We start from the raw sequence: 23,753 nt of genomic DNA, 5'->3' as shown, positions 1-23,753 counted from the left end.
TTAAATACGGCGTCTTTTGCCCCGGGGCTTTTCAACGGGGCGCTCATCATAACAGGACGGCCCCGCCCAAGACAGCGGCCGTCATAGGGACGCAAGCCGCCATGCAAGTGAAACACCTGCTGCTGATCGCCATCCTCGCATTGACCGCTGCTTGCTCATCGAAGGAAGTCGTAGACGAAAACCTGAGCGAAACCGAGCTGTACCAGCAGGCTCAAAAGGACCTGGACAACAACAGTTACACCAGTGCCACCGCCAAGCTGAAGGCTCTGGAGTCGCGCTATCCGTTCGGTCGCTACGCAGATCAGGCACAGCTCGAGCTGATTTATGCGAACTACAAGAACTCGGAGCCGGAAGCTGCAAAGTCCGCCGCCGAGCGCTTCATTCGTCTGCACCCACAGCACCCGAACGTCGATTACGCCTACTACCTGAAGGGCCTGACCTCGTTCGACCAGGACGTCGGCCTGCTGGCGCGCTTCCTGCCGCTGGACATGACCAAGCGTGACCCGGGCGCTGCCCGCGACTCCTACAACGAGTTCGCCCAGCTGACCAGCCGCTACCCGAACAGTCGCTACGCGCCGGACGCCAAGCAGCGCATGATTTACCTGCGCAACCTGCTGGCAGCCTACGAAATCCACGTGGCCGACTACTACCTGACCCGTCAGGCCTATGTCGCCGCCGCCAACCGTGGTCGTTATGTAGTGGAAAACTTCCAGGAAACCCCATCGGTCGGCGACGGCCTGGCGGTGATGACCGAAGCCTACCAGCGTCTGCACCTGGACGAACTGGCGGCTACCAGCCTGGAAACCCTGAAGCTCAACTACCCGAATCACCCGAGCCTGAAAGACGGTCAGTTCGTACCGTCGGTCGCCGAAGCCGACAACCGTTCGTGGCTGAGCAAGGCCACTCTGGGCCTGATCGAATCGCGTCCACCACTGCCGCCGGGAGAGACCCGCGCCAACCAGGACGTGCAGAAGCAGTTCCAGGACGCGAAAGACGCGATCCCGAACGAGCTCAAGCCTAAAGACGAAAACGGCGACGTGATCGAAGCGCCGGAACCGGAGTCCAGCAACAGCGACCGCTCCATTTTCAGCTACCTGACCTTCGGTTTGTTCGACTGATCACTTCGGTGATGCCAAAAAGGGAGATCTTCGGATCTCCCTTTTTTATTGCCGCGTTTTATTGCGCTGTGCGCCTGCCAAGACCTTGGCTAAACTGCCGGATCATCAGTCAAAAAGCCGCCCATCATGCTTCGTCTACTCTTCTGGATCGCCCTGATCGCCGCCGCCGTCTGGCTCTGGCGCAAATTCAAGGCGCCTGTCGCACCCACGCAATCCCCTCGCGAACAGGATGCCGCACCCATGGTGCGTTGCGCCCATTGCGGCGTACACCTGCCGCGCGACCGGGCGCTGAGCCTTCGTCAACAGTGGTATTGCAGCCAGGCTCACCTCGAGCAAGGCCCCGGTTCCAGTGATCGCTGAGGCGACCGACGCCACTCGCAAACAGGCCCAGCGACTGCTGCGCCTCTATCATCTCTACCGCTTAAGCGTCGGCATCACCTTGGTGCTGCTGATCTCCAGCAACATGGACAACCGCCTGCTGACGTCGGCCGACGACGAACTGCTGCGCAACGGCAGCTGGTTGTACCTGGTACTGAACATACTGCTGGTGGTGTTCCTGGAGAACATCCGCCGTCCAGCCCAGCTGTTCGGCCTGGCCCTGGTCGACATCCTGCTGCTGTGCGGCTTGTTCTACGCCGCCGGTGGCGTGGCCAGCCCGGTCGGCAATCTGCTGATCGTCTCGATAGCCATCAGCAACACGCTGCTGAGACGCCGTATCGGCCTGCTGATCGCGGCCATCGGCGCACTCGGCATTGTCGGTCTCAGCTTCCTGCTGAGCTTCAGTCATCCCCTGAGCGCCAACGAATACCTGCAGGCGGGCACCCTCGGCGCGCTGTGTTTTGCCGGAGCGTTGTTGGTGCAAGGCCTGATCCGCCGCCTCGAAGTCAGCGAGACCCTCGCCGAACAACGGGCCAGCGAGGTGGTCAGCCTCGAAGCACTCAACGCCTTGATCCTGCAACGCATGCGCACCGGCATTCTGGTCCTCGACGAACAACGCCGGGTGCAACTGGCCAACCAGAGCGCCCGGACGCTGCTGGCGCAGTCGCCCCTTGAAGGTCATTTGATCGATGAATATTCGATCGCACTGGTCGAGCGCCTGAACCTGTGGCTGAACAACCCGACCCTGCGCCCGCAGAGCCTGAAGATCGCCACCAACGGCCTGGAACTGCAACCGAGCTTCATCGCCCTGGAGCAGAGCCCGAACCGCCAGACCCTGGTGTTTCTCGAAGACCTCGCGCAAATCGCCCAGCAAGCCCAGCAACTGAAGCTCGCCGCGCTCGGGCGCCTGACCGCCGGCATCGCCCACGAGATCCGCAATCCGCTGGGCGCCATCAGTCATGCCGCACAGCTGTTGCGGGAATCCGAGGAACTCGACGATGCGGATCGGCGTCTGACGCAGATCATCCAGGATCACTCCCAGCGCATGAACCGAGTCATTGAAAACGTCCTGCAACTGTCCCGCCGCCAGCAGAGCGCGCCGCAACGGCTGGATCTCGAGCCATGGCTAAAGCACTTCGTCGAGGAAAGCCGCGAACAGGCCAGGGAGCACCAACGGATTCATCTGAACATCGAATCCGGGGATTTCCGCACCCTGATGGATCCGGGGCAACTGACGCAAATTCTCGACAATCTGTTGCGCAACGGCTGGCGGCACAGCGCCCTGCTGCACGATCCGGCGCAGGTCTGGCTGCGGCTGTTCATCGACCCCGAGAGCCAGCTGGCCGTGCTCGAAGTCCAGGACAACGGCCCCGGCGTGGCACTGGATCAGCAGGCGCATCTGTTCGAACCCTTCTTCACCACCAGCAGCCAGGGCACCGGCCTTGGGCTTTATCTGTCCCGTGAGCTGTGCGAAAGCAACCAGGCCCGCCTAGACTTCAAACCACGCCAAGGCGGCGGCTGCTTTCGCATCACCTTTGCTCACGGACGGAAACAAAGTTGAACACGAGCCCACGGCAAAAAATCCTCATCGTCGACGACGAACCGGATATCCGCGAACTCCTGGAAATCACCCTGGGACGGATGAAACTCGATACGTTCAGTGCACGCAACCTCGGCGAAGCCCAGGCGTTGCTGAACCGCGACACCTTCGACCTGTGCCTGACCGACATGCGCCTGCCGGACGGCACCGGGCTGGACCTGGTGCAGCACATTCAACAACGCTACCCGCAATTGCCGGTGGCGATGATCACCGCCTATGGCAGCCTGGAAACAGCGATCAACGCCCTGAAAGCAGGGGCTTTCGATTTCCTGACCAAACCGGTGGACCTCACCCGACTGCGCGAGCTGGTCGCCACCGCATTGCGCATGCCGGCGACGGGTGGCGTCTGCACCTCGATTGACCGACGCCTGCTCGGAGACTCGTTGCCCATGCGCAACCTGCGCAAGCAGATCGACAAACTGGCCCGCAGCCAGGCGCCGGTCTACATCAGCGGCGAGTCCGGCAGCGGCAAGGAACTGGTTGCCCGCCTGATTCACGAGCAGGGCCCGCGCGCCAGCCAACCATTCGTGCCGGTGAATTGCGGGGCGATTCCTTCGGAATTGATGGAGAGCGAGTTCTTCGGGCACCGCAAAGGCAGCTTCACTGGCGCGGTGGACGATAAGCCGGGCCTGTTCCAGGCCGCCCATGGCGGGACACTGTTTCTCGATGAAGTGGCGGACTTGCCGCTGTCGATGCAGGTCAAGCTGCTGCGGGCGATTCAGGAAAAAGCCGTGCGCAGCGTCGGCGGCCAGCAGGAGACCGTGGTCGATGTGCGTATTCTCTGCGCCACTCACAAGGACCTGGACGCGGAAGTCGTCGCCGAGCGCTTTCGGCAGGATCTGTATTACCGGCTGAACGTGATCGAACTGCGGGTGCCTTCTCTGCGCGAACGTCGTGACGATATCGAGGCATTGGCCAGCCATGTGCTCAAGCGTCTGGCCCACGGCACTGGCCAGCCGGCGGCGCGCCTGCATCCACAAGCACTGGAGGCCCTGAAGAACTACCGCTTTCCGGGGAATGTCCGGGAGTTGGAGAACGTCCTTGAGCGCGCGCACACCCTGTGCGAAAACCGCATGATCGAGGCCGACGACCTGCGCCTGAGCGAAGGTAATTGCGCGGCCGAGGGCGGTATTGCCGATCTCACACAAATCGACAACCTCGAAGACTATCTGGAGAACGTCGAGCGCAAGTTGATCCTGCAGGCGCTGGAGGAAACCCGCTGGAACCGTACGGCTGCGGCCCAGCGGTTGAATCTGTCATTCCGTTCGATGCGCTACAGGCTCAAGAAGCTCGGTCTGGATTAAATGCGCCCGCTCGGGGCATACGGCGCCGGATCTATGATTGGCGCCCGCCCCAGCATCACATCGGCAAACAGCTGACAGGAGGCAGGTGCCAGCACCAGTCCGTTGCGGTAATGCCCGCAGTTGAGCCACAAACCATCAATCCCGGGCACCCGCCCGATATAGGGAATGCCCTCCGGCGAGCCGGGACGCAACCCGGCCCAGTGCCCCACCACTTCGGCATCCGCCAGCGCCGGCAGCAGCTCCACGGCCGAGGCCTTGAGGCTTTCCAGAGCGTTGTCGGTCGGGGTCTTGTCGAAACCTTCATGCTCCAGCGTGCTGCCGATCAGGATGTGCCCGTCGCGACGCGGAATCGCATAACGCCCCTTGGCCAGCACCATGCTCGGCAGGAAGTCCGCCGCGCACTTGTAGAGAATCATCTGGCCTTTGACCGGTTCCACCGGCAGCGACAGATTCAGCGTCTTGAGCAGCTCGCCGCTCCACGCACCCGCCGTCAGCACCACCTGATCGCCGTTGATCACGCCTTTCGGCGTTTGCACACCGACAACCTTCTCGCCCTCACGGACAAACCCGCTGACCTCGCACTGCTCGTGAATCGTCACGTTGGGCAGCGCCTGCAACGCGGCTTTCAGCGACTTCACCAGCCGTGGGTTGCGTACGTTGGCCACGTCGGCCATGTAGATCGCCCGGGAAAATCCACTGCCAAGTACCGGCACCCCATCATGGGCCGCCGAGATATCCACAGCCCGCAGCGGACGGTTTTCCCGCTCGGCCCAGGCCAGGGCTTCGGCTTCGTCGTCCAGATCCAGCCAGTACAGGCCGGTGGTATGGACTTCAGGATCGACGCCGGTGTCGGCGAACAGGCGCTCGCCCAGCTGTGGATAAAAGTCCTGCGACCAGTGCGCCAGCGCCGTGACGGCCGGGCTATAGCGCCATGGATACAGCGGAGAAACGATGCCGCCGCCGGCCCAGGACGATTCCTGGCCGACGTTCGAGCGATCCAGCAGCACCACGCTGCGTACTTCGGAGGCGAGGTTGTACGCGGTCAGCAGGCCAATCACCCCGCCACCGACAATCACCACTTGCTGTTGCCTGGTCATGTTTGTTCCAACCGTAAAAAAGACAGTGGGCGCAAAAGACACCCGAATGAAAGCGGCTCAGCGGCCCCAGCAATCCTTGGTGGCAAGCCCGGCAGTCGCGTTGATCATGCTGCGCACACCGGTGTTGGTGAGGGTGAAGTCCCCGCACTTGTCGCCGGCCATGGTCGTGCCGGCCTTGCGGGTCGCGGTCAGCAGGTAGGTCTGGTCAGCGATGGTCGGGGTGATGGTGTAGAAATCATTGCCCGTGCTGAGCCCGGTGACACCGGTGTAAACATTGTTGCGGGTGTAGAAGCGTTCGAGGGTCTGCGCCTGCTCGTTCAGCAGCGAGGCCACTTCGGCGCGGCGGCCCTTCTTCAGGTATTCGGCATAGCTCGGTGCGGCAATGGTGATGATGATCCCGATGATCGCAATCACGATCATGATTTCGATCAGGGTGAACCCGCGGATGGATCTGCGCATGCCTCAACTCTCGCTTACTGTATTTGTCGCCACATGATACGACGGCTGCCGCCGCCGGATTTTTCCACCAGGGTGGTGATCCCGCCACTGGAATCGTTCACGATCTTGCGCGATGCGCCGTTGACGATGGCGTTCAGGGTAGGAATGCCGCCACTGAACACCACACCGCTGGAAATCGTGTCATTGGTGTCGACCACGCCGTCGGCGTTGGTGTCGAGCACCGCATAGTTGAGCATCTTACCGCTGAACGCATCGAGTTCGACCAGTTTGCCGGTACCGAAGCTGGAGCACGGGTCAGTGGTATCGACACTGGCCGTAGTAAATACGATGCGCCCCAGCACCAGACTGGCCTGATTGATCACCCGCTCGCCGGTCAATACGTTGTTGTACACCAGCGGCAGGTACCAGCCCTTCTCCGCCGGATAGGTGGTGTCGTTCTGGGTCGTGGTAATGAACTGACCTGAACTGCCCGAGAAAACACCGGTTATGGCCTGGGCCTGCAGGCTGCTGACCGTCAGTTGCCCCGAGCCGCCATCGGCATCCCACACCGAATAGAACGCCTGTAGATCCTTGTTGGTCTTGTCGGCGGTTTCGTTGAATTTGCCGGTGCCGACAAAAATCTGTTTGCCCCCCAATGAGTTGTCCGCCAGCAACGGCTGCGCCGTGATCGGTTGCGTCGTGCCACCCGCCGTGGTGAACAGCGGCTTGCCGGAAAACGCCACGCCCCAGCTGTCGGTGGTGGTCGCGCTCAGGTCGAACTTCCACAGGCGCCCCTTCAGATCCCCACCGTACGCGGCCTGCACCACGTTCTGCGAATTGACCTTGAGCTTCACCGACGACAGTCCATTGGTGGTTTCGGTACTGTCGATGACGATTTTCTTGATCAGCGAACCGTCGCGCACATCCAGCACATACAGCGCCGCCACCCCCGAGTTGCTGCCGTAGCCATTGGCGATGAAAGCCGCCCAGCGACCATCGGCCAAGCGTGCCACTTCCGGACGGGCGTAGGCATAACCCAGATCATTGAAAGCGTTCGCGGTGCTGGCAGTGGCCGGTGCACTCACTTCCCACAACGCATTGAGAATGTTCCCCGCCGAGGCGTCGAACAACTGCAAGGCATAGAACGTCTTGCCACCGGCCCCGGTGCCGCCAATGGCCAGGGTTTTCCAGGCCGTGCCGAACTGCGCGTCATAGACACCGACCTGCCCGTCCACCAGAAACTTGTGGCTGACGCCGTTGATGTAGTTGGGGTCGGCAATCAATCGCAACGACGGCAGCACGCTCGACGGCATATAGGCGTAACGCCGGGTGCCGTTGGCCGGGTTGATGACGCTGACGAAACCGTCGTTGCCGTTCACCACCAGATTCGCATTCATGTTCGCAGCCTTGGTGGTCAGGTAACTGGTGTAGGTGGTGTCGCCCGACAGGTCGGAGGCGGTCTTGTCCGTGGGTGAGGCCAGCACCAGCGGCGAGTTGATGATGTCGCCCAGCAATACGCTGCGAACCTTGAGCCCGGTCTTGTTGGTGCCCTTGCTCCACTCCACCAGGTCGCTGCCACTGATGCCGGAGGGCAGGCTCTGGCCGAGCGTTGTCTGCTGTGCTGCAGAGAAGTTGCCGAAAGCCAGTGTCACTGCCGCGTTGCTCAAGGTATTCCACGATTGATAGGTAGGTGCCGTGGCGCCGGGGACGATGGCGGTGTCGGTCGTCCACAGCACCGTCGAAGTGTTGACCGTCCCGCTCGAGGTGAAGCCGAAGGACTTGATGGTACCGCGCCAGTCCCGGGGGTCGTAACTGGTCTGGAAATAGCTGCTGCCGCTCACCAGTGTCGTAGCGCTGGTTACCCCGCTGCCGCCGGAGCCGGCCTTGGAGGTGATGTCGCTCAATGCCGAAGACAACGCCGTGTTCAGTCCGGCACTGTCGGTGGCCTGGTAATACTTGCCCTGACCGTAGTTCGCCGCGTCCGACAACATATCGTTGTCGGCGGTAAAGCCAACGGTGTAAGTGTTCATGTTCTGTTTGGGAAAGTCGGCCGAGCCCCAGCTCTTGCCGGCCGCATCGACACCGGTCGAACGCATGTCGATGTCGAAGGCGAACTTGGCGATGTCGTCCAGGTACAGCGTGTCGCCCTCGTTATCGCCGTTGAGGTTGTTGCCGTCATTATTGATGCCGTCCCAGTTCGGCAATCGGCTGCCGCCCAGCGGGTCGTTGGTGGGGAACGTGCGGTCGTAGGTCGGCAGGCCGTCGGTAATCACCACCCCGTAGTTTTTCTGGCAGCGGTACTGGATCGGACTGGTGTAGGTGCTCGGCGTGGTGTTGTAGTACGGCGTCATGCCGCGCATGTAGCGGGTGATTTCATAATAGGTTTCCGCCAATGGCGTATTGGCCACGGCGCTCAGGCCGCTGATCGCCGAGATAAGTGCGTTGTAGTTGCTATCGGCCTGGGCCTGGGTCACGCTGCCGCTGACCGGCGCCAGGTCGCTGACGGACCGGGCGATGTAACCGCCGTTGCCCGGGTTGTTGCTGGTGGCCGGATTGAATGTCGACAGGCCGAAACGCAGGTTACGGTTGCTGGTCACCAGTGCGGTGGAAACGTTGCGGGCGACGTTGATCCGGTAGTCGTTGGGAATCGCCCCGGTGGTGAAATCACGGGTGCCGTTGCTGATGGCGAGGCCGACCACGTAAGCGATGTAATCCCCGTAATACCGGGTATTGCCGCCGCCGACCGGGTCCGGCAGTTTAAGGCACAGCGGTGCCAGGCTGTTGTTGTAGAACGCATAGGCACCGCCGGAGCAGCCGGAAGTCGGCAGGCTCGACAGAAACACCGGATCGCCGGTGATGGCCGTCGAAGACAGGCACAACCCGAGCACCGCGTTGCACTGCCGGGCCGGAGTGCGAGTGACCGTGGGATCGAAACCCGCAGCGTAAATGATGCTGTTCATGCTGCCCGAGTCGTCGATCAGCAAGATGACATTCGGCGGCACGGCGGCGGCACTGAGCAATGGCGAATCAGACGGCGTGAACGCATACGCCGGCGCGGCCAGATACAAACCCGCAAGAAACCCCGCCAGCCACGGCCGCCAGCCAGAGCGTCGTTCAGTACTTCGCATAGACACTCTCCACCACACTGCGTGAACTGCCGACGATCCCGACAGCCGTGACCCGGTACAGCGTCGCCGAGGTATTGCTCGGAACGTTCACCGCCGTGAGCGTGGTGCCGATGTTCTGCACCCCATAGAAGCCGCTGCCCGCAGCGATCCAGGTCACCCCGGATGTCGAATTGAACCCCGCTGCACTGACTACCGACGACTCCGCCGGCGGCGCACACTGGGTAGCATTGGCACACACCGCCAACGAATACGTGCTCAGTTGCACCGCACTCTCACCGATGCGCAGTGCCGCCTCGGCGGTCTGGAACGACTGATTACGCAGGCTCACGCTGCCGGCCATCTTTTCCTGCAGGTTGGCGCTCTGCATCGATGACAGGCCGATCACCGTCAGGAGCAACAGAAACACCAGGCTGACCAGCAGCACCATGCCACGCTGGGCTCTTCGTTGATGGAGAGAAACATTCATTGGCCGGCCCTCACTGCAAGCGGTTGCGCAGAGCGGCAACCACGTTGAAGGTCTGGTTGGCGACCCGGTTGTTCGGGTCGGTGAGGGTCAGGGTCAGGCGTACGCTGCGGATGCGCGCCGGATCGCCGGGGTTGCTGCTGTAGGTCGAGGCAGAGACATCCGTTGCCGACGTGGCGAGCCCGAACATCACCGTGAATGCACTGACGTTGTTCACCAATACCTGCTGGGTCGGCGTACCGCCACCTGTACCCATCAGAATCTGGTTGTTGCTGAAGCTGTAGACCAGACGCCGGATCGGGAAGGCGATTTGCCCGGCCGCCGGAGTCTGCAGGTTGCTGTAGGCCGTTGCGCTGTTGCGGCAATCGGAAACCACCGTCCAGGTCGGTGTTCCGCCGCCGCTGCCGACATCGGCAGTGACCAGTGTCAGTTTGAGATTGGTGTTGTCCCAACTGATCGGCGTGATCTGTGCGGCATTGAAATCGCCGCTGGTGCTGGCGTCGGTAATGGTCCCGAGGCAGCCGAACATCCCGACCATGCGAATTTCCTGGATCATCTTGCTCAACACGAACCGTGCATCTTCCTGCATGGCCGCCGAGGTGTTCTGGCTGACGTAAGTATTCTTCGCCGCGAGAAAAGTCTGCACGACGCCCAGTACGATGATCAGCCCCAGCGCCAGGGCGATGAGCATTTCGATGAGACCGAAACCCTGGTTATGCCGCTTCATGGCGTGGCCACCGGGTCGACCGTGGCGCGACTGGTCAGGACAAAACTGCGCGGGGCGCTCGCGGTGTTGGCGGCCCGTGAGTCGCTCCAGTTGATGGTGATGGTGTACACCCGCTGGTTGAGGGTGATGCTGCCGGTGGCGGTCGGCCCGCCGAAATTGACGATATTGGTGGTGAAGTCGTAGAGGTCCTGATCCCGCGTAACGCTCAGGTTGCCCGAGGTCGGCGGCGTGACGGTGTAGTCAGCGCCGGAGTTGGCGCGAATGCGGTCCATCATGTCGTAGGCGATGAAACTCGCCTGACTGGTCATCCGCGAGCTGTCGGTGTATTTCAGCGCATTGAGCTGAACCGCCGCCGCCCCCAGCAACCCGACCGTCAGCACCAGCAACGCCACGAGGATTTCGATCAGCGACATGCCTTCCTGTGCACCTTTGCTCCCTGCCCTCATCCGCAGCTTCCACCCGATTGAATTCGTCCGTTCAGACACACGTTCAGCGTCCGGCTTTGCGTTCCCAGCGTGTAACTGAACACCACCGCCGTGGACGGTGCCGCCAGGCCACCCAGATTATTGAAATCCAGCGTGGTCACTCCTGAGGTTAGCGTCAGAGTCGCGCCACTGCTCATCGCTGGAACAACCCGCAATACATTGGCCGAAGTGCCAGTACTGTCGTAGACCGACAACTCGCCGGTCCAGACGCTGCCCCCGGCGGTTGGCCGCAAGCGGATGGTGGTCCCGCGATCGATGGCTTCCAGTCGCGCATAGTTGAGCGCCCGCTGCAGGTCGCCGACTTCAGTGTCGGCCTTGCTGCCCTGGATCGATCGGGTAAACGCCGGGACGGCCATCGTGATCAGGATCACAACCAATGCGACCGCCACCAGCACCTCGATCAGCGTGAAACCTTTTGTACGATGATCCATCGATGCCCTCCGTTGCCGTCGGCTATACCTGCCCTGTAAACCTAGAACATTCGGCCGGCTTACGTCGGTTGATTTGCCCTGCCCGGCGCACGGATCGCGTCGAGCACCCTGCCTCAAGGAGGAAATGCTCATGCCGCAACAGGGTTTCAGTCTGGTCGAACTGCTTATGGGACTGGCGATCGGCGCAATTGTTCTGTCGCTGGTCAGTCCGGCGCTCGCCACGCTGAAAGAGTCGAACCAGCGGCAACAGGCCGCGGAATCGCTGATCAGCGGAATCCGCAATGCCCGCAGCCAGGCGATCACGCGCAATCAGAGCGTAGTGATTCACGGCATCGACGGGGATTGGAGCCAGGGCTGGCGGATCATTCTGGATGTCAGTGGCAAGGGCGCGGAGGACAGCAGCAATCCGCTGCTGGTCGAGCACGCCAGTGATGGGCAAGTGCCTATTGTCGGCAACTGGTTTGTCAGTCGGTACATACGGTTCAGCAGTCTGGGACAACCGCTGATGCCCGGGCGGGCGTTTCAGGCAGGAAAACTACACATCTGTTCGACCCGCGAACCGGTCAGCCAGCTTCAACTGGTGCTGGCGGCGACCGGTCGCGTGCGCCTGACCAGCGAAAAGGCTGAACAGGCGCTGTGTCGAAAGGATAAAGCGGTCAGATCGAGCGTACGCGCAGCTCTTTAGGCATCGAGAAGGTGATGTTCTCTTCACGCCCGGCCAGCTCGTCGGCACCAGTGGCGCCCCAGGCCTGCAGCTGCTGGATCACGCCGCGCACCAGCACTTCCGGCGCAGAAGCACCGGCGGTGATGCCGATACGCTCGACGCCATCGAACCAGCTCTTTTGCAGGTCTTCGGCACCGTCGATCAGGTACGCCGGCGTGGCCATGCGCTCGGCCAGCTCGCGCAGGCGGTTGGAGTTGGAGCTGTTCGGGCTGCCGACCACCAGAACCACGTCGCATTCATCGGCCAGTTGCTTGACCGCGTCCTGACGGTTTTGCGTGGCGTAGCAGATGTCGTCCTTGCGCGGCCCACCGATAGCAGGGAAACGTTCACGCAAGGCATCGATGACGCGACTGGTGTCGTCCATCGACAAGGTGGTCTGGGTGACGAAGGCCAGTTTTTCAGGGTTGTGCACCTGTAGCTCGGCAACATCCTTCTCGTCTTCGACGAGGTAGATCGCACCGCCGTTGCTGGCGTCGTACTGGCCCATGGTGCCTTCGACTTCCGGGTGACCGGCGTGGCCGATCAGGATGCATTCACGGCCGTCGCGGCTGTATTTGGCGACTTCGATGTGCACCTTGGTCACCAGCGGGCAAGTGGCGTCGAACACTTTCAGGCCACGACCGGCGGCTTCGGTACGCACGGCTTGCGAGACGCCATGGGCACTGAAGATCACGATGACGTCGTCCGGCACCTGATCCAGCTCTTCGACAAAGATCGCGCCACGACTGCGCAGGTCCTCGACGACGAACTTGTTGTGCACCACTTCATGACGCACGTAGATCGGCGGCCCGAAGACTTCCAGGGCGCGGTTGACGATTTCGATCGCCCGGTCCACGCCGGCGCAGAAGCCACGGGGGTTGGCGAGTTTGATTTGCATGCTGTGCCTCGTGTCTTGCGCGCGAAAATTCAGATCAATGCAGGGGCCGGGCCGGCCCCTGCAGAACAGCGTTTACAACGCTTTGACGGAAAAGATTTCCACGTCAAAGGTCAGCGTCTTGCCGGCCAGCGGGTGGTTGAAGTCGACGGTCACTTGCTCATCATCGAACTCTTTCACCACACCTGGCAGCTCAGTATTGGCCGCATCGTTGAAGATCACCAGCAGACCCGGCGACAGTTCCATGTCCGCAAACTGCGAACGTGGAATGACCTGCACGTTCTGTGGGTTCGGCTGGCCGAATGCGTTTTCCGGCTCGATGGTCAGGGTGCGCTTGTCACCCGCCTTGAAGCCGAACAGCGCCGCTTCGAAACCCGGCAGCAGGTTGCCATCGCCGACCTTGAAGGTCGCCGGAGCCTTGTCGAAGGTGCTGTCGACCGTGTCGCCGTTCTCCAGGCGCAATGCAAAATGCAAGGTGACTTCCGTGTTCTGGCCGATGCGTTGCTCAGCCAATACCTGTTCAGTCATGAACGGCTTCTCCGGTTTTTTTACTTTTGAACATGTCCAGTGCCAGCATCACCGCGCCAACGGTGATGGCGCTGTCGGCGAAGTTGAACGCCGGGAAGTACCAGCGGTTCTGCCAGTGCACCAGAATGAAGTCGATCACATGGCCCAGGGCAATGCGGTCATACAGATTGCCCAGCGCGCCGCCCAGCACCAGCGCCAGCGCGATGGCCAGCCAGGTTTCGTTGCGACCCAGGCGCTTGAGCCAGACCACCAGCACCGCACTGACCACCACCGCGATCAGGGCGAACAGCCAGCGCTGCCAGCCGGAGCTGTCAGCCAGGAAGCTGAATGCCGCGCCGGTGTTGTAGGCCAGGGTCCAGCTGAAGTAATCGGGAATGATCACGATCTGCTGGTACATCTCGAGCTTGCCTTCGAAGTAAAACTTGCTGGCCTGGTCGATGACCAGAACCAGCAAGCTCAACCAGAGCCAGCTCAGCCGTCCGAAACGGCCAACTGCATTAGGCATAGTGACGAACCTCGCCGGCGCCATCGATGTTGTCCACGCAACGGCCGCAGATTTCCGGATGCTCCGGGTTCACGCCGACGTCTTCACGGCAGTGCCAGCAACGGGCGCATTTCGGGAAGGCGGATTTGACGATCTTCAGCTTCAGACCGCTGACTTCGGTGGCCACAGCTTCGGCCGGGGCCTGCACGAACGGCGCAACGCTGGCGGTCGAGGTGATCAGTACAAAGCGCAGCTCGTTGCTCAGCCTGGCCAGATCGGCGCTCAGGGCGTCTTCGGCGTACAGCGTCACTTCGGCTTGCAGGTTGCCACCGACGGCCTTGGCCGCGCGCTGGATTTCCATCTCTTTGTTGACCGCCACCTTCACTTCCATGATGCGATCCCAGTACTCGCGACCCAGTTCGAAGCCTTCCGGCAACTCGGTCAGGCCTTCGTACCAGGTGTTGAGCATCACCGATTCGTTGCGCTCGCCCGGCAGGTACTGCCACAGCTCGTCGGCGGTGAAGGCCAGGATCGGTGCGATCCAGCGCACCAGCGCTTCGGAGATGTGAAACAGCGCGGTCTGGCACGAACGACGGGCCTTGCTGTCGGCGCCGGTGGTGTATTGGCGATCCTTGATGATGTCGAGGTAGAAACCACCCAGCTCCTGTACGCAGAAGTTGTGGATCTTCGAGTAGACGTTCCAGAAACGGTATTCGCCGTAGTGTTCTTGCAGCTCGCGTTGCAGCAGCAGGGTACGGTCAACCGCCCAGCGATCCAGTGCCAGCATGTCTTCGGCCGGCAGCAGGTCGGTGGCCGGGTTGAAACCGGTCAGGTTGGAAAGCAGGAAGCGCGCGGTGTTACGGATACGGCGATAGGCATCCGCGCTGCGCTGCAGGATCTGCTCGGACACGGCCATTTCGCCGGAGTAGTCGGTCGACGCGACCCACAGACGCATGATGTCGGCGCCCAGGGTGTCGTTGACTTTCTGCGGCGCGATCACGTTGCCCAGGGACTTGGACATCTTGCGACCGGACTCGTCCACGGTGAAGCCGTGGGTCAGCAGTTCGCGGTACGGCGCGTGGTTGTCAATGGCGCAACCGGTCAGCAGGGACGAGTGGAACCAGCCACGGTGCTGGTCGGAACCTTCCAGGTACAGATCGGCACGCGGGCCGGTCTCGTGGCCCATCGGGTGCGAACCGCGCAGGACGTGCCAGTGCGTGGTGCCCGAGTCGAACCAGACGTCGAGGGTGTCGCTGATCTTGTCGTACTGCGGCGCTTCATCGCCCAGCAGTTCGGCAGCGTCGAGCTTGAACCAGGCTTCGATGCCTTCGACTTCAACGCGTTTGGCGACTTCTTCCATCAGTTCGACGGTACGTGGGTGCAGTTCGCCGCTTTCCTTGTTCAGGAAGAACGGGATCGGCACGCCCCAGTTACGCTGACGGGAGATGCACCAGTCCGGACGGTTGGCGATCATCGAGTGCAGTCGCGCCTGGCCCCAGGCCGGAACGAACTTGGTGTCTTCGATGGCTTTGAGCGAGCGCTGACGCAGGGTGTCGCCGGATACCGGCTCCTTGTCCATGCCGATGAACCACTGCGCGGTGGCGCGGTAGATCAGCGGGGTCTTGTGACGCCAGCAGTGCATGTAGCTGTGTTCGATGACGGTGGTGTGCATCAGCGCACCGACTTCGGTCAGTTTGTCGACGATGGCCGGGTTGGCCTTCCAGATGAACTGGCCGCCGAAGAACTCCAGCGACGGCACGTAAACGCCGTTGCTCTGAACCGGGTTGAGGATGTCGTCGTTGACCATGCCGTATTTCTTGCAGGTCACGAAGTCGTCCACACCGTAGGCCGGAGCGGAGTGAACCACACCGGTGCCGGCGCCCAGTTCCACGTAGTCGGCCAGGTACACTGGCGACAGACGGTCGTAGAACGGGTGACGGAAATTGATCAGTTCCAGCGCCGACCCCGGCGCGGTGGCCAGAACGGTGCCTTCAACGCCGTAACGGGTCAGGCAGGATTCGACCAGCTCTTCAGCGAGAACCAGCAGTTTGTCGCCGATATCGACCAGCGCGTAGTTGAATTCCGGGTGAACGTTCAGCGCCTGGTTGGCCGGGATGGTCCACGGGGTGGTGGTCCAGATCACGATCGAGGCAGGCTTGTTCAGGGACGGCAGACCGAACGCGGCAGCCAGTTTGGCTTCGTCAGCGATCGGGAACGCCACGTCGATGGTCGAGGACTTCTTGTTCTCGTACTCGACTTCCGCTTCGGCCAGGGCCGAACCGCAGTCGAAGCACCAGTTCACAGGCTTCAGGCCCTTGAACACGAAACCGCCCTTGACGATTTCGGCGAGGGCACGGATTTCACCGGCCTCGTTCTTGAAGTCCATGGTCTTGTACGAGTTGGCGAAGTCGCCCAGCACGCCGAGACGGATGAATTCGGTCTTCTGCCCTTCGATCTGCTCGGTGGCGTAGGCACGGCACAGTTCGCGGGTCTTGTCCGCGCCCAGGTTCTTGCCGTGTGTCACTTCAACCTTGTGCTCGATCGGCAGGCCGTGGCAGTCCCAACCCGGAACATACGGCGCGTCGAAGCCCGACAGGGTCTTCGAGCGGATGATCATGTCCTTGAGAATCTTGTTCAGTGCGTGACCGATGTGGATCGTACCGTTGGCGTACGGAGGGCCGTCGTGCAGGACGAACTTCGGACGATCCTTGCCAATCTCGCGCAACTTTCCGTACAGGCCAATACTGTCCCAGCGCTGCAGGATCTGCGGTTCGCGCTGTGGCAGGCCGGCCTTCATTGGGAAGGCGGTGTCCGGAAGGTTTAGCGTGGCTTTATAGTCGGTCATTTAAGGCTCTTCATTAGCGATGGGCGCTAGGTGCGGCTAGTGCACGGGCGGCGGCGACATCCGCGCTGATCGCCGTTTTCAATGCCTCCAGGGAGGCGAAACGCTGCTCTTCACGCAGCTTCTGGTGGAAAACCACCGTCAAACGCCGGTCATACAGATCGCCGGCAAAATCCAAAAGATGTACTTCAAGGTGGGCCTTGCCATCACCTTGCACCGTGGGCCGCACGCCGATATTGGCGACGCCGGGCCAGGTCTTGCCGTCGATGTCGACGTCGACCAGGTAAACCCCGGTGAACGGCACGCGACGGCGCTTGAGTTGAATGTTCGCCGTGGGCGTACCCAACTGGCGGGCCAGTTTCTGGCCATGCAACACGCGACCGGCAATCCGGTACGGGCGGCCAAGCAAGCGTTCAGCCAGGGCAAAATCGGCGGCGGCCAACGCATTGCGCACCTGGGTGCTACTGACACGAATGCCGTCCAGCTCGACGGTTTGCGCGGCTTCCACGGTAAAACCGTGAACCTGCCCGGCCTGCAGCAGAAAATCGAAATCGCCGAGGCGGTCGCAACCGAAGCGGAAATCGTCGCCGACTTCCAGATGCTGCACACCCAGGCCATCCACCAGAATCGTATCGACGAATTCACTGGCGCTGAGTTTGCTCAAGCGCTGGTTGAAGGCCAGGCACAAGACCCGGTCGACGCCTTCGGCGGCCAGCAGTTGCAGCTTGTCGCGCAACCGGGCCAGACGTGCCGGCGCGGTCTCCGGAGCAAAGAACTCCCGTGGCTGCGGCTCGAAAATCACCACGCAGCTGGGTACGCCCAACTCGAGCGCACGCTCACGCAGTCGGGCCAGGATGGCCTGGTGACCACGGTGAACACCGTCAAAGTTGCCAATAGTGGCGACGCAGCCCCGATGCTGGGGGCGCAAGTTGTGAAGGCCTCGAACCAGCTGCATAACGCGCTTCTTGCTCATAAAGTGGCCGATTATAACCACACCCGACGGCCGACGACAGGCAACACCGTAACCCAAAGTGAACGAGCCGACAAAACTGCCGGCCCGCGCCCGTCTTTCAAGGGTGAAACCTCAGCTCAACGCCTTGCGATTGAAGTCACGCAGGCGGAAACCGAGCAACAGCAACATGCCGAAATAAGCCACCACGCCAGCAATCACCAGCACGCCCAGACGCAGAAAGCGCTCCAGCATGTGGCCCTGATCCCACGAAGGCATGAAATGCATGCCGATCAACAGGACAGCCGACATCACCGCCACCGCGAACAACAGCTTCAAACCGAATTTCAGCCAGCCCGGCTGTGGTTGGTACATCTGCTGCTTGCGCAGTTGATAGAACAGCAGCCCGGCATTCAGGCAGGCACCGGCGCTGATCGCCAACGCCAGCCCGGCATGGGCCAGTGGCCCGATCAACACCAGATTGAACAACTGCGTGACCACCAGAGTGAAGATTGCGATTTTTACCGGCGTACGGATGTTCTGTTGCGCATAGAAGCCCGGTGCCAACACCTTGATCACGATAATCCCGAGCAGACCGACAGAATAGGCGATCAACGCGCGCTGGGTCATGGCCGCATCAAACCCGCTGAACTGGCCGTACTGGAACAGCGAAACCGTCAGCGGCTCGGCCAGAATCCCCAGCGCCAGCGCACACGGCAGCACCAGCACGAAGCACAGGCGCAGGCCCCAGTCGAGAATCCGCGAATATTCGTGACGATCCTTGCTGGCGTAGGTCTTGGCCAGTGTCGGCAGCAGGATCGTGCCCAGTGCCACACCCAGCACGCCGGACGGCAACTCCATCAGACGGTCGGCGTAGTACATCCACGACACCGAGCCCGCCACCAGAAACGAGGCGAAGATGGTGTTGATGATCAGGGAAATCTGGCTGACCGAGACACCGATGATCGCCGGCAGCATCTGCTTCATCACTCGCCAGACGCCGGTGTCGCGCAGATTCAGGCGTGGCAGCACCAGCATGCCGATCTTTTTCAGGTGCGGCAGTTGATAGAGCAACTGCGCCAGACCGCCGACCAGTACCGCCCAGCCGAGGGCCATGACCGGTGGATCGAAGTACGGCGTCAGGAACAGCGCGAACACGATCATGCTGACGTTCAGCAGGGTCGGCACGAACGCCGGCACCGAAAAGCGGTTCCAGGTATTGAGGATCGCCCCCGCCAGGGAAGACAGAGAGATCAGTAATATATAGGGGAAGGTCACTCGCAGCAGGTCGGAGGTCAGCTGGAATTTTTCCGGCGTATCGGTAAAACCGGGAGCCGTGGCCCAGATCACCCAGGGTGCGGCGATCATGCCCAACGCAGTGACCAGCGCCAGAACCAGCGTCAGCAGCCCTGTCACATAGGCAATAAAGGTACGGGTCGCCTCCTCGCCCTTCTGACTTTTATATTCGGCAAGAATCGGCACGAATGCCTGTGAAAACGCGCCCTCGGCAAAGATTCGCCGCAGCAGATTGGGCAGTTTGAAGGCGATGAAGAAGGCGTCGGTCGCCATTCCGGCGCCGAATGTGCGCGCAATGAGCGTGTCGCGGACAAACCCGAGAATCCGGGAAAGCATCGTGATAGAGCTGACGGCGGCCAACGATTTGAGCAGATTCATTGAAGGAATTTGTGCCTGTCGATAAACAGCAGGCGAACAATGCGCCTACTTGTGCGATACTCCGCGCCGCAACAGCACAGAGCCAAAGCTCGCGAGTTTACAGGTCAAGCGCCGGAAATAAATATCCCGCCTCTTTATACCTACCACTTAGCGGAACGTCTCAAGCGCCCTTGACAAGACATCTCTTCATCGGCATGATTCGCGGCCTATTTTGTTTGCTATTTCCTAAAAAGTCTTTCGAGGAGCTCGACGGTGGCCAACTCACCTTCCGCCAAAAAACGTGCAAAACAGGCTGAGAAGCGTCGCAGCCACAACGCCAGCCTGCGTTCCATGGTTCGTACCTACATCAAGAATGTAGTTAAAGCCATCGACGCAAAAGACGCTGAAAAAGCTCAAGCTGCATACGTTCTGGCTGTGCCAGTTATCGACCGCATGGCCGATAAAGGCATCATCCACAAGAACAAGGCTGCTCGCCATAAGAGCCGCCTGAATGGTCACGTCAAGGCACTGAAAGCTGCCGCCTAAGCGACGTAATCATTAAAAAACCGACCTCAGGGTCGGTTTTTTATTGCCTGCGATTTGCTGAAACAAGCGCAAAAAAAGAGGAGCCAACCGCTCCTCTTTTTATTTACGTCCAGATTAATGGACTGGCGCCCAAGGCAGAATCGGAATCGCCGTCACCGCATTTTGCGGACTGCCCTCGATCAGGCGATCGCTGTAGACCAGATACACCAGCGTATTGCGCTTCTTGTCGAGGAAACGCACCACCTGCATGGTCTTGAACACCAGCGAAGTGCGCTCCTTGAACACCTCTTCGCCATCCTTCAACTCACCCTTGAAGTTGATAGGACCGACCTGACGACAAGCAATGGATGCCTCGGCACGATCCTCGGCCAGACCCAACCCACCCTTCACGCCACCCGTTTTGGCGCGCGACAGATAGCAGGTCACACCCTCAACCTTTGGATCGTCGAAGGCCTCGACCACGATCCGGTCATTCGGCCCGACAAATTTGAACACCGTCGACACCTGGCCGATTTCCTCGGCCGAAGCCAGCAATGGCAACGCCATCAGCAAGCCCAACAATCCTTTTGCCATGCGCATTGCGCTTTTCCTCAGACCAGAATCAGATTGTCACGGTGAACCAGCTCCGGCTCAGCCATGTAACCCAGCAAACCGACAATCGCATCCGACGACTGACCGATGATTTTTTGTGCTTCCAGCGCGCTGTAGTTGGCCAGGCCACGGGCAATCTCGCGACCATCCGGCGCCACGCAAACCACCATTTCACCGCGACGAAAGCTGCCCTGAACCAGTTTGACGCCGACCGGCAGCAGACTTTTGTGACCTTCCGACAACGCAGCAACCGCACCATCATCCAGCACCAGCGTGCCACGGGTCTGCAAATGGCCAGCCAACCATTGCTTGCGCGCCGCCAGCATGCCGCGCTCAGGCGACAGCAGCGTACCGATGCGTTCGCCAGCCTTCAGACGATCGAGCACCCGCTCCAGACGCCCACCGACAATGATGGTATGCGCACCGGAACGCGCCGCCAGACGCGCCGCGCGCAGCTTGGTCTGCATGCCGCCACGACCCAGCGCACCGCCAGTGCCACCCGCCACCGCATCCAGAGTCGGATCATCGGCACGCGCTTCGTAAATCAGCTGCGCGTCGGGGTTGTTGCGCGGATCAGCGTCGAACATGCCGTCGCGATCCGTCAGGATCACCAGCAGATCAGCCTCGACCAGGTTGGCCACCAGCGCAGCGAGCGTGTCGTTGTCGCCGAAACGGATCTCGTCGGTAACCACAGTGTCGTTTTCGTTGATCACCGGGATGACTTTCAGCTCGACCAGCGCACGCAAGGTGCTGCGGGCGTTCAGGTAGCGCTTGCGATCGGACAGGTCGTCGTGAGTCAGAAGAATCTGCGCCGTGTGCCGGCCATGTTCGGCAAAACTCGATTCCCAGGCCTGCACCAAGCCCATCTGACCGATTGCAGCAGCGGCCTGGAGCTCGTGCATCGCACTGGGTCGTGCGGTCCAGCCCAAACGGCTCATGCCGGCCGCCACTGCCCCGGAGGACACCAGCACCAACTCGACGCCAGCCTCATGCAAAGCCACCATCTGCTCGACCCAGACGCCCATCGCCTTGCGATCAAGACCCTTGCCATCCGCTGTCAGCAAAGCGCTGCCGATCTTCACGACCCAACGCTGCGCACCTGTCACCTTGCTCCGCATCATCTTCAACCTTAGCTTGAGGACAGCGCGACCCAGCGCTGCCCGTGACGTTATTCGTGGTTACTCGTGACCAACAATCGATTTCCAGATACCAAAACGCCGCTCGATTGAGCGGCGCTTAAGTTTACTTCAACGAATCAGTCACGCACGTAAATGATTTCCGGACCGTCTTCGTCATCCACATCTTCTTCGTCCCAGTCATCGTCGCCGATGTCGTGGACCGATTTCACGCCGCTGCGACGCAGGGCACGCTTGTCGTCCAGAGCCTGCAACTGAGCACGGGCTTCATCCTCGATGCGCTGATCGAGATCGGCCAGCTCTTCCTTGTAGGCCGGATCATTGGCCAGGCGATCGGCACGATCTTCCAGGTAACGCATGATGTCGCGCGTCAGGCGCTCAGTGCCTTCTTTGGCGATGGCCGAGATCACGTAGACCGGACCTTCCCACTGCAGACGCTCAACGATTTCCTTGACGCGCTCTTCGTGCTCTTCCTCAAGGATCTGGTCGCACTTGTTCAGCACCAGCCAGCGATCACGCTCCGCCAGGGACGGGCTGAACTTGATCAGCTCGTTGACGATCACTTCAGCGGCATCCGGCGCACTGCTTTCGTCCAGCGGCGCCATGTCCACGAGGTGCAGCAGCAGACGGGTACGCGCCAGGTGCTTGAGGAAACGGATACCGAGGCCGGCGCCGTCGGAAGCACCTTCGATCAGACCCGGAATGTCGGCAATGACGAAGCTTTTCCAGCGGTCGACGCTGACCACACCCAGGTTTGGCACCAGAGTAGTGAACGGATAATCGGCGACTTTCGGCTTGGCGGCCGAAACGGAACGGATAAAGGTACTTTTACCGGCGTTCGGCAGACCCAGCAGACCGACGTCAGCCAGAACCTTCATTTCCAGTTTCAGGTCACGCTGCTCGCCCGGCTTGCCCGGCGTCGTCTGACGCGGCGCACGGTTGGTACTGGATTTGAAACGGGTGTTGCCCAGACCGTGCCAGCCGCCCTGCACCACCATCAGCTTCTGACCGGACTTGGTCAGGTCGCCGATGACTTCCTGGGTAGCAGAGTCAATGATCGTGGTGCCGACCGGCACGCGCAGGATCAGGTCTTCACCCTTCTTGCCGGTGCAGTCGGTGCTGCCGCCATTGGAGCCACGCTCGGCATCGAAGTGCCGGGTGTAGCGGTAGTCCACCAGGGTGTTGAGGTTTTCGTCGGCCATCATGAAGATGGAACCGCCGTCACCGCCGTCACCACCGTTCGGGCCGCCGTTTTCAATGAATTTTTCCCGACGGAAACTCATGCAGCCATTGCCGCCGTCGCCAGCCTTTACGCGGATCGATACTTCATCAACAAACTTCATAACCAACGCCTCTCGCCGTACGGACGAGCCGAAAAACAATCAAGACATAAGACTCTTGCAAAAATGAGCGCAGCGACCCCAATCCACGACCTGCATCGCACGCCGGCAGCCCATACAAACAGCTTTGCAAGAGACTCACCCCACAAACGAAAAAGCCCCGTCGCAAGACAGGGCTTCTCCAGCACTCTCGCAGTTAGGCTGCGACAACGCTCACGTAACGACGACCGAAGGCGCCTTTTACTTCAAACTTGATCACGCCTTCGATTTTCGCGAAGAGGGTGTGATCCTTACCCATGCCAACGCCGTAGCCAGCGTGGAATTGGGTGCCGCGCTGACGCACGATGATGTTGCCGGCCTTGATGACCTGGCCGCCATACATCTTCACGCCAAGGCGTTTGGCTTCTGAGTCGCGACCGTTGCGGGTACTACCACCAGCTTTTTTGTGTGCCATGAGTTCAATTCTCCTAGTGAGGAATTAGGCTGTAATTAAGCCTGAATACCGGTGATTTTGATCTCGGTGAACCACTGGCGGTGGCCCATACGCTTCATGTGGTGCTTACGGCGACGGAACTTGATGATGCGGACTTTATCGTGACGACCTTGGGAGATCACTTCAGCCTTGACGGTTGCGCCAGCAACAACAGGTGCGCCGATGTTCACGTCGTCGCCGTTGGCGACCAACAGAACGCGGTCAAAAGTCACGGATTCGCCAGTAGCGACTTCCAGTTTTTCGATCTTCAGGTATTCACCTTCAGCGACCTTGTATTGCTTACCGCCGGTAACGATTACTGCGTACATGGTATTTCTCCGATAATCCTGCTCACCCAGCTCTTTATAAGAAGAGGTATTGGCTGGCATGGCTGCATGGGGCTGGAACGGCCCAAGTGCAATTGCGTAAGGCAGGTGCTGCCCAG

At 60.7% G+C, this 23,753-nt stretch carries 24 protein-coding genes; 6 read left to right on the top strand and 18 right to left on the bottom strand.

Annotation, left to right across the window (positions count from 1 at the left end; translation table 11 throughout):
• Positions 1-101 precede the first annotated feature (101 nt).
• The 4 genes from DXT77_RS29370 to DXT77_RS29355 all read left to right on the top strand — a co-directional run bounded on the left by DXT77_RS29370 (position 102) and on the right by DXT77_RS29355 (position 4,400).
• Positions 102-1,118 carry an outer membrane protein assembly factor BamD gene (locus tag DXT77_RS29370; protein ID WP_119430150.1) on the top strand — a complete coding sequence of 339 codons (1,017 nt, stop codon included), beginning with the start codon at positions 102-104 and terminating at the stop codon, positions 1,116-1,118.
• A 126-nt stretch (positions 1,119-1,244) separates the two neighbouring features.
• A complete protein-coding gene (locus DXT77_RS29365) occupies positions 1,245-1,478 on the top strand; it encodes a PP0621 family protein (RefSeq protein WP_085712176.1) in 234 nt (77 codons plus the stop codon).
• The gene (locus tag DXT77_RS29360) at positions 1,468-3,057 is read left to right on the top strand and encodes a PAS domain-containing sensor histidine kinase (RefSeq protein ID WP_119430149.1); all 1,590 of its coding nucleotides are present in this window, start codon (positions 1,468-1,470) and stop codon (positions 3,055-3,057) included. Before DXT77_RS29365 ends, DXT77_RS29360 begins: the two co-directional genes overlap by 11 nt.
• Positions 3,054-4,400 (top strand): sigma-54 dependent transcriptional regulator, encoded by a 1,347-nt coding sequence (locus tag DXT77_RS29355; protein ID WP_119430148.1) that lies wholly within the window; start codon positions 3,054-3,056, stop codon positions 4,398-4,400. The genes DXT77_RS29360 and DXT77_RS29355 overlap by 4 nt, the downstream gene beginning before the upstream one ends.
• Here the strand turns inward: DXT77_RS29355 and thiO are convergent.
• From thiO to DXT77_RS29320, 7 genes are read right to left on the bottom strand one after another with little or no spacing between them, the layout of a single operon-like run.
• Positions 4,397-5,497 carry a glycine oxidase ThiO gene (thiO, locus tag DXT77_RS29350; RefSeq protein ID WP_119430147.1) on the bottom strand — a complete coding sequence of 367 codons (1,101 nt, stop codon included), beginning with the start codon at positions 5,495-5,497 and terminating at the stop codon, positions 4,397-4,399. The two genes, DXT77_RS29355 and thiO, sit on opposite strands and share 4 nt — an antisense overlap.
• Before the next feature lie 57 nt (positions 5,498-5,554).
• Positions 5,555-5,956 (bottom strand): type IV pilin protein, encoded by a 402-nt coding sequence (locus DXT77_RS29345; protein ID WP_119430146.1) that lies wholly within the window; start codon positions 5,954-5,956, stop codon positions 5,555-5,557.
• A gap of 14 nt (positions 5,957-5,970) precedes the next feature.
• A complete protein-coding gene (locus tag DXT77_RS29340) occupies positions 5,971-9,063 on the bottom strand; it encodes a pilus assembly protein (RefSeq protein WP_119430145.1) in 3,093 nt (1,030 codons plus the stop codon).
• Positions 9,050-9,529 carry a PilX N-terminal domain-containing pilus assembly protein gene (locus DXT77_RS29335; protein ID WP_119430144.1) on the bottom strand — a complete coding sequence of 160 codons (480 nt, stop codon included), beginning with the start codon at positions 9,527-9,529 and terminating at the stop codon, positions 9,050-9,052. The genes DXT77_RS29340 and DXT77_RS29335 overlap by 14 nt, the downstream gene beginning before the upstream one ends.
• Positions 9,530-9,539: 10 nt before the next feature.
• Complete coding sequence (locus DXT77_RS29330) at positions 9,540-10,253, bottom strand: PilW family protein (RefSeq protein ID WP_119430143.1); 714 nt, start codon at positions 10,251-10,253, stop codon at positions 9,540-9,542.
• The gene (pilV, locus tag DXT77_RS29325; protein WP_119430142.1) at positions 10,250-10,699 is read right to left on the bottom strand and encodes a type IV pilus modification protein PilV; all 450 of its coding nucleotides are present in this window, start codon (positions 10,697-10,699) and stop codon (positions 10,250-10,252) included. Before pilV ends, DXT77_RS29330 begins: the two co-directional genes overlap by 4 nt.
• Positions 10,696-11,169 (bottom strand): GspH/FimT family protein, encoded by a 474-nt coding sequence (locus DXT77_RS29320; protein WP_114885624.1) that lies wholly within the window; start codon positions 11,167-11,169, stop codon positions 10,696-10,698. The genes pilV and DXT77_RS29320 overlap by 4 nt, the downstream gene beginning before the upstream one ends.
• A 130-nt stretch (positions 11,170-11,299) precedes the next feature.
• Here DXT77_RS29320 and DXT77_RS29315 point away from each other — a divergent pair, with 130 nt between their 5' ends.
• On the top strand, positions 11,300-11,854 hold the full coding sequence (locus tag DXT77_RS29315; protein WP_119430141.1) for a GspH/FimT family protein: 555 nt from the start codon (positions 11,300-11,302) through the stop codon (positions 11,852-11,854).
• Here the strand turns inward: DXT77_RS29315 and ispH are convergent.
• The 6 genes from ispH to murJ form a co-directional block, all read right to left on the bottom strand.
• Positions 11,826-12,770, bottom strand: a complete 945-nt coding sequence (gene ispH / locus DXT77_RS29310) for a 4-hydroxy-3-methylbut-2-enyl diphosphate reductase (RefSeq protein ID WP_085712187.1) — start codon at positions 12,768-12,770, stop codon at positions 11,826-11,828. The genes DXT77_RS29315 and ispH overlap by 29 nt on opposite strands.
• 72 nt (positions 12,771-12,842) lie before the next feature.
• On the bottom strand, positions 12,843-13,280 hold the full coding sequence (fkpB, locus tag DXT77_RS29305) for an FKBP-type peptidyl-prolyl cis-trans isomerase (protein WP_178083512.1): 438 nt from the start codon (positions 13,278-13,280) through the stop codon (positions 12,843-12,845).
• Positions 13,281-13,287: 7 nt separating this feature from the next.
• A complete protein-coding gene (lspA, locus tag DXT77_RS29300; protein ID WP_085712189.1) occupies positions 13,288-13,800 on the bottom strand; it encodes a signal peptidase II in 513 nt (170 codons plus the stop codon).
• Positions 13,793-16,624: an isoleucine--tRNA ligase gene (gene ileS / locus DXT77_RS29295; protein ID WP_119430139.1), complete on the bottom strand. Its 2,832-nt coding sequence runs from the start codon at positions 16,622-16,624 to the stop codon at positions 13,793-13,795. Before ileS ends, lspA begins: the two co-directional genes overlap by 8 nt.
• A gap of 13 nt (positions 16,625-16,637) precedes the next feature.
• Positions 16,638-17,576, bottom strand: coding sequence for a bifunctional riboflavin kinase/FAD synthetase (gene ribF, locus DXT77_RS29290; protein ID WP_007959537.1), 939 nt, complete (start codon positions 17,574-17,576; stop codon positions 16,638-16,640).
• A gap of 129 nt (positions 17,577-17,705) precedes the next feature.
• Positions 17,706-19,244, bottom strand: a complete 1,539-nt coding sequence (gene murJ / locus DXT77_RS29285; protein WP_119430138.1) for a murein biosynthesis integral membrane protein MurJ — start codon at positions 19,242-19,244, stop codon at positions 17,706-17,708.
• 252 nt (positions 19,245-19,496) lie between these two features.
• Here murJ and rpsT point away from each other — a divergent pair, with 252 nt between their 5' ends.
• Positions 19,497-19,769 (top strand): 30S ribosomal protein S20, encoded by a 273-nt coding sequence (gene rpsT / locus DXT77_RS29275; RefSeq protein ID WP_011336008.1) that lies wholly within the window; start codon positions 19,497-19,499, stop codon positions 19,767-19,769.
• 114 nt (positions 19,770-19,883) lie between these two features.
• On the opposite strand, the gene DXT77_RS29270 is transcribed toward rpsT, so the two are convergent.
• From DXT77_RS29270 to rplU, 5 genes are all read right to left on the bottom strand, one after another.
• On the bottom strand, positions 19,884-20,348 hold the full coding sequence (locus DXT77_RS29270; protein ID WP_085712193.1) for a CreA family protein: 465 nt from the start codon (positions 20,346-20,348) through the stop codon (positions 19,884-19,886).
• A gap of 11 nt (positions 20,349-20,359) precedes the next feature.
• On the bottom strand, positions 20,360-21,478 hold the full coding sequence (gene proB, locus DXT77_RS29265; RefSeq protein WP_119430137.1) for a glutamate 5-kinase: 1,119 nt from the start codon (positions 21,476-21,478) through the stop codon (positions 20,360-20,362).
• 137 nt (positions 21,479-21,615) lie between these two features.
• Complete coding sequence (cgtA, locus tag DXT77_RS29260; RefSeq protein ID WP_115079266.1) at positions 21,616-22,839, bottom strand: Obg family GTPase CgtA; 1,224 nt, start codon at positions 22,837-22,839, stop codon at positions 21,616-21,618.
• 193 nt (positions 22,840-23,032) lie between these two features.
• Positions 23,033-23,290 (bottom strand): 50S ribosomal protein L27, encoded by a 258-nt coding sequence (gene rpmA, locus DXT77_RS29255; protein WP_003228360.1) that lies wholly within the window; start codon positions 23,288-23,290, stop codon positions 23,033-23,035.
• Between the two features lie 35 nt (positions 23,291-23,325).
• Entirely contained in the window at positions 23,326-23,637 is a 312-nt protein-coding gene (gene rplU, locus DXT77_RS29250) for a 50S ribosomal protein L21 (RefSeq protein ID WP_003228361.1), read from the bottom strand.
• Positions 23,638-23,753: the final 116 nt, after the last annotated feature.

Source organism: Pseudomonas sp. 91RF (assembly GCF_003576265.1).
GTDB lineage: Bacteria > Pseudomonadota > Gammaproteobacteria > Pseudomonadales > Pseudomonadaceae > Aquipseudomonas > Aquipseudomonas kribbensis.
Note: the sequence above shows the minus strand (reverse complement) of the source record. Positions and strands in the feature narration are given on the sequence as shown.

Excerpts from the sequence above, each read along its gene's own strand:
- DXT77_RS29320 (WP_114885624.1), bottom strand. The coding sequence starts at position 11,169 with ATGGATCATCGTACAAAAGGTTTCACGCTGATCGAGGTGCTGGTGGCG.
- DXT77_RS29330 (WP_119430143.1), bottom strand. The coding sequence starts at position 10,253 with ATGAAGCGGCATAACCAGGGTTTCGGTCTCATCGAAATGCTCATCGCC.
- DXT77_RS29370 (WP_119430150.1), top strand. The coding sequence starts at position 102 with ATGCAAGTGAAACACCTGCTGCTGATCGCCATCCTCGCATTGACCGCT.
- thiO (WP_119430147.1), bottom strand. The coding sequence starts at position 5,497 with ATGACCAGGCAACAGCAAGTGGTGATTGTCGGTGGCGGGGTGATTGGC.
- ispH (WP_085712187.1), bottom strand. The coding sequence starts at position 12,770 with ATGCAAATCAAACTCGCCAACCCCCGTGGCTTCTGCGCCGGCGTGGAC.
- DXT77_RS29335 (WP_119430144.1), bottom strand. The coding sequence starts at position 9,529 with ATGAATGTTTCTCTCCATCAACGAAGAGCCCAGCGTGGCATGGTGCTG.
- lspA (WP_085712189.1), bottom strand. The coding sequence starts at position 13,800 with ATGCCTAATGCAGTTGGCCGTTTCGGACGGCTGAGCTGGCTCTGGTTG.
- DXT77_RS29315 (WP_119430141.1), top strand. The coding sequence starts at position 11,300 with ATGCCGCAACAGGGTTTCAGTCTGGTCGAACTGCTTATGGGACTGGCG.
- DXT77_RS29365 (WP_085712176.1), top strand. The coding sequence starts at position 1,245 with ATGCTTCGTCTACTCTTCTGGATCGCCCTGATCGCCGCCGCCGTCTGG.
- murJ (WP_119430138.1), bottom strand. The coding sequence starts at position 19,244 with ATGAATCTGCTCAAATCGTTGGCCGCCGTCAGCTCTATCACGATGCTT.
- ribF (WP_007959537.1), bottom strand. The coding sequence starts at position 17,576 with ATGCAGCTGGTTCGAGGCCTTCACAACTTGCGCCCCCAGCATCGGGGC.
- DXT77_RS29345 (WP_119430146.1), bottom strand. The coding sequence starts at position 5,956 with ATGCGCAGATCCATCCGCGGGTTCACCCTGATCGAAATCATGATCGTG.
- DXT77_RS29270 (WP_085712193.1), bottom strand. The coding sequence starts at position 20,348 with ATGCGCATGGCAAAAGGATTGTTGGGCTTGCTGATGGCGTTGCCATTG.
- DXT77_RS29340 (WP_119430145.1), bottom strand. The coding sequence starts at position 9,063 with ATGCGAAGTACTGAACGACGCTCTGGCTGGCGGCCGTGGCTGGCGGGG.
- rpmA (WP_003228360.1), bottom strand. The coding sequence starts at position 23,290 with ATGGCACACAAAAAAGCTGGTGGTAGTACCCGCAACGGTCGCGACTCA.
- pilV (WP_119430142.1), bottom strand. The coding sequence starts at position 10,699 with ATGAGGGCAGGGAGCAAAGGTGCACAGGAAGGCATGTCGCTGATCGAA.
- ileS (WP_119430139.1), bottom strand. The coding sequence starts at position 16,624 with ATGACCGACTATAAAGCCACGCTAAACCTTCCGGACACCGCCTTCCCA.
- cgtA (WP_115079266.1), bottom strand. The coding sequence starts at position 22,839 with ATGAAGTTTGTTGATGAAGTATCGATCCGCGTAAAGGCTGGCGACGGC.
- proB (WP_119430137.1), bottom strand. The coding sequence starts at position 21,478 with ATGCGGAGCAAGGTGACAGGTGCGCAGCGTTGGGTCGTGAAGATCGGC.
- rplU (WP_003228361.1), bottom strand. The coding sequence starts at position 23,637 with ATGTACGCAGTAATCGTTACCGGCGGTAAGCAATACAAGGTCGCTGAA.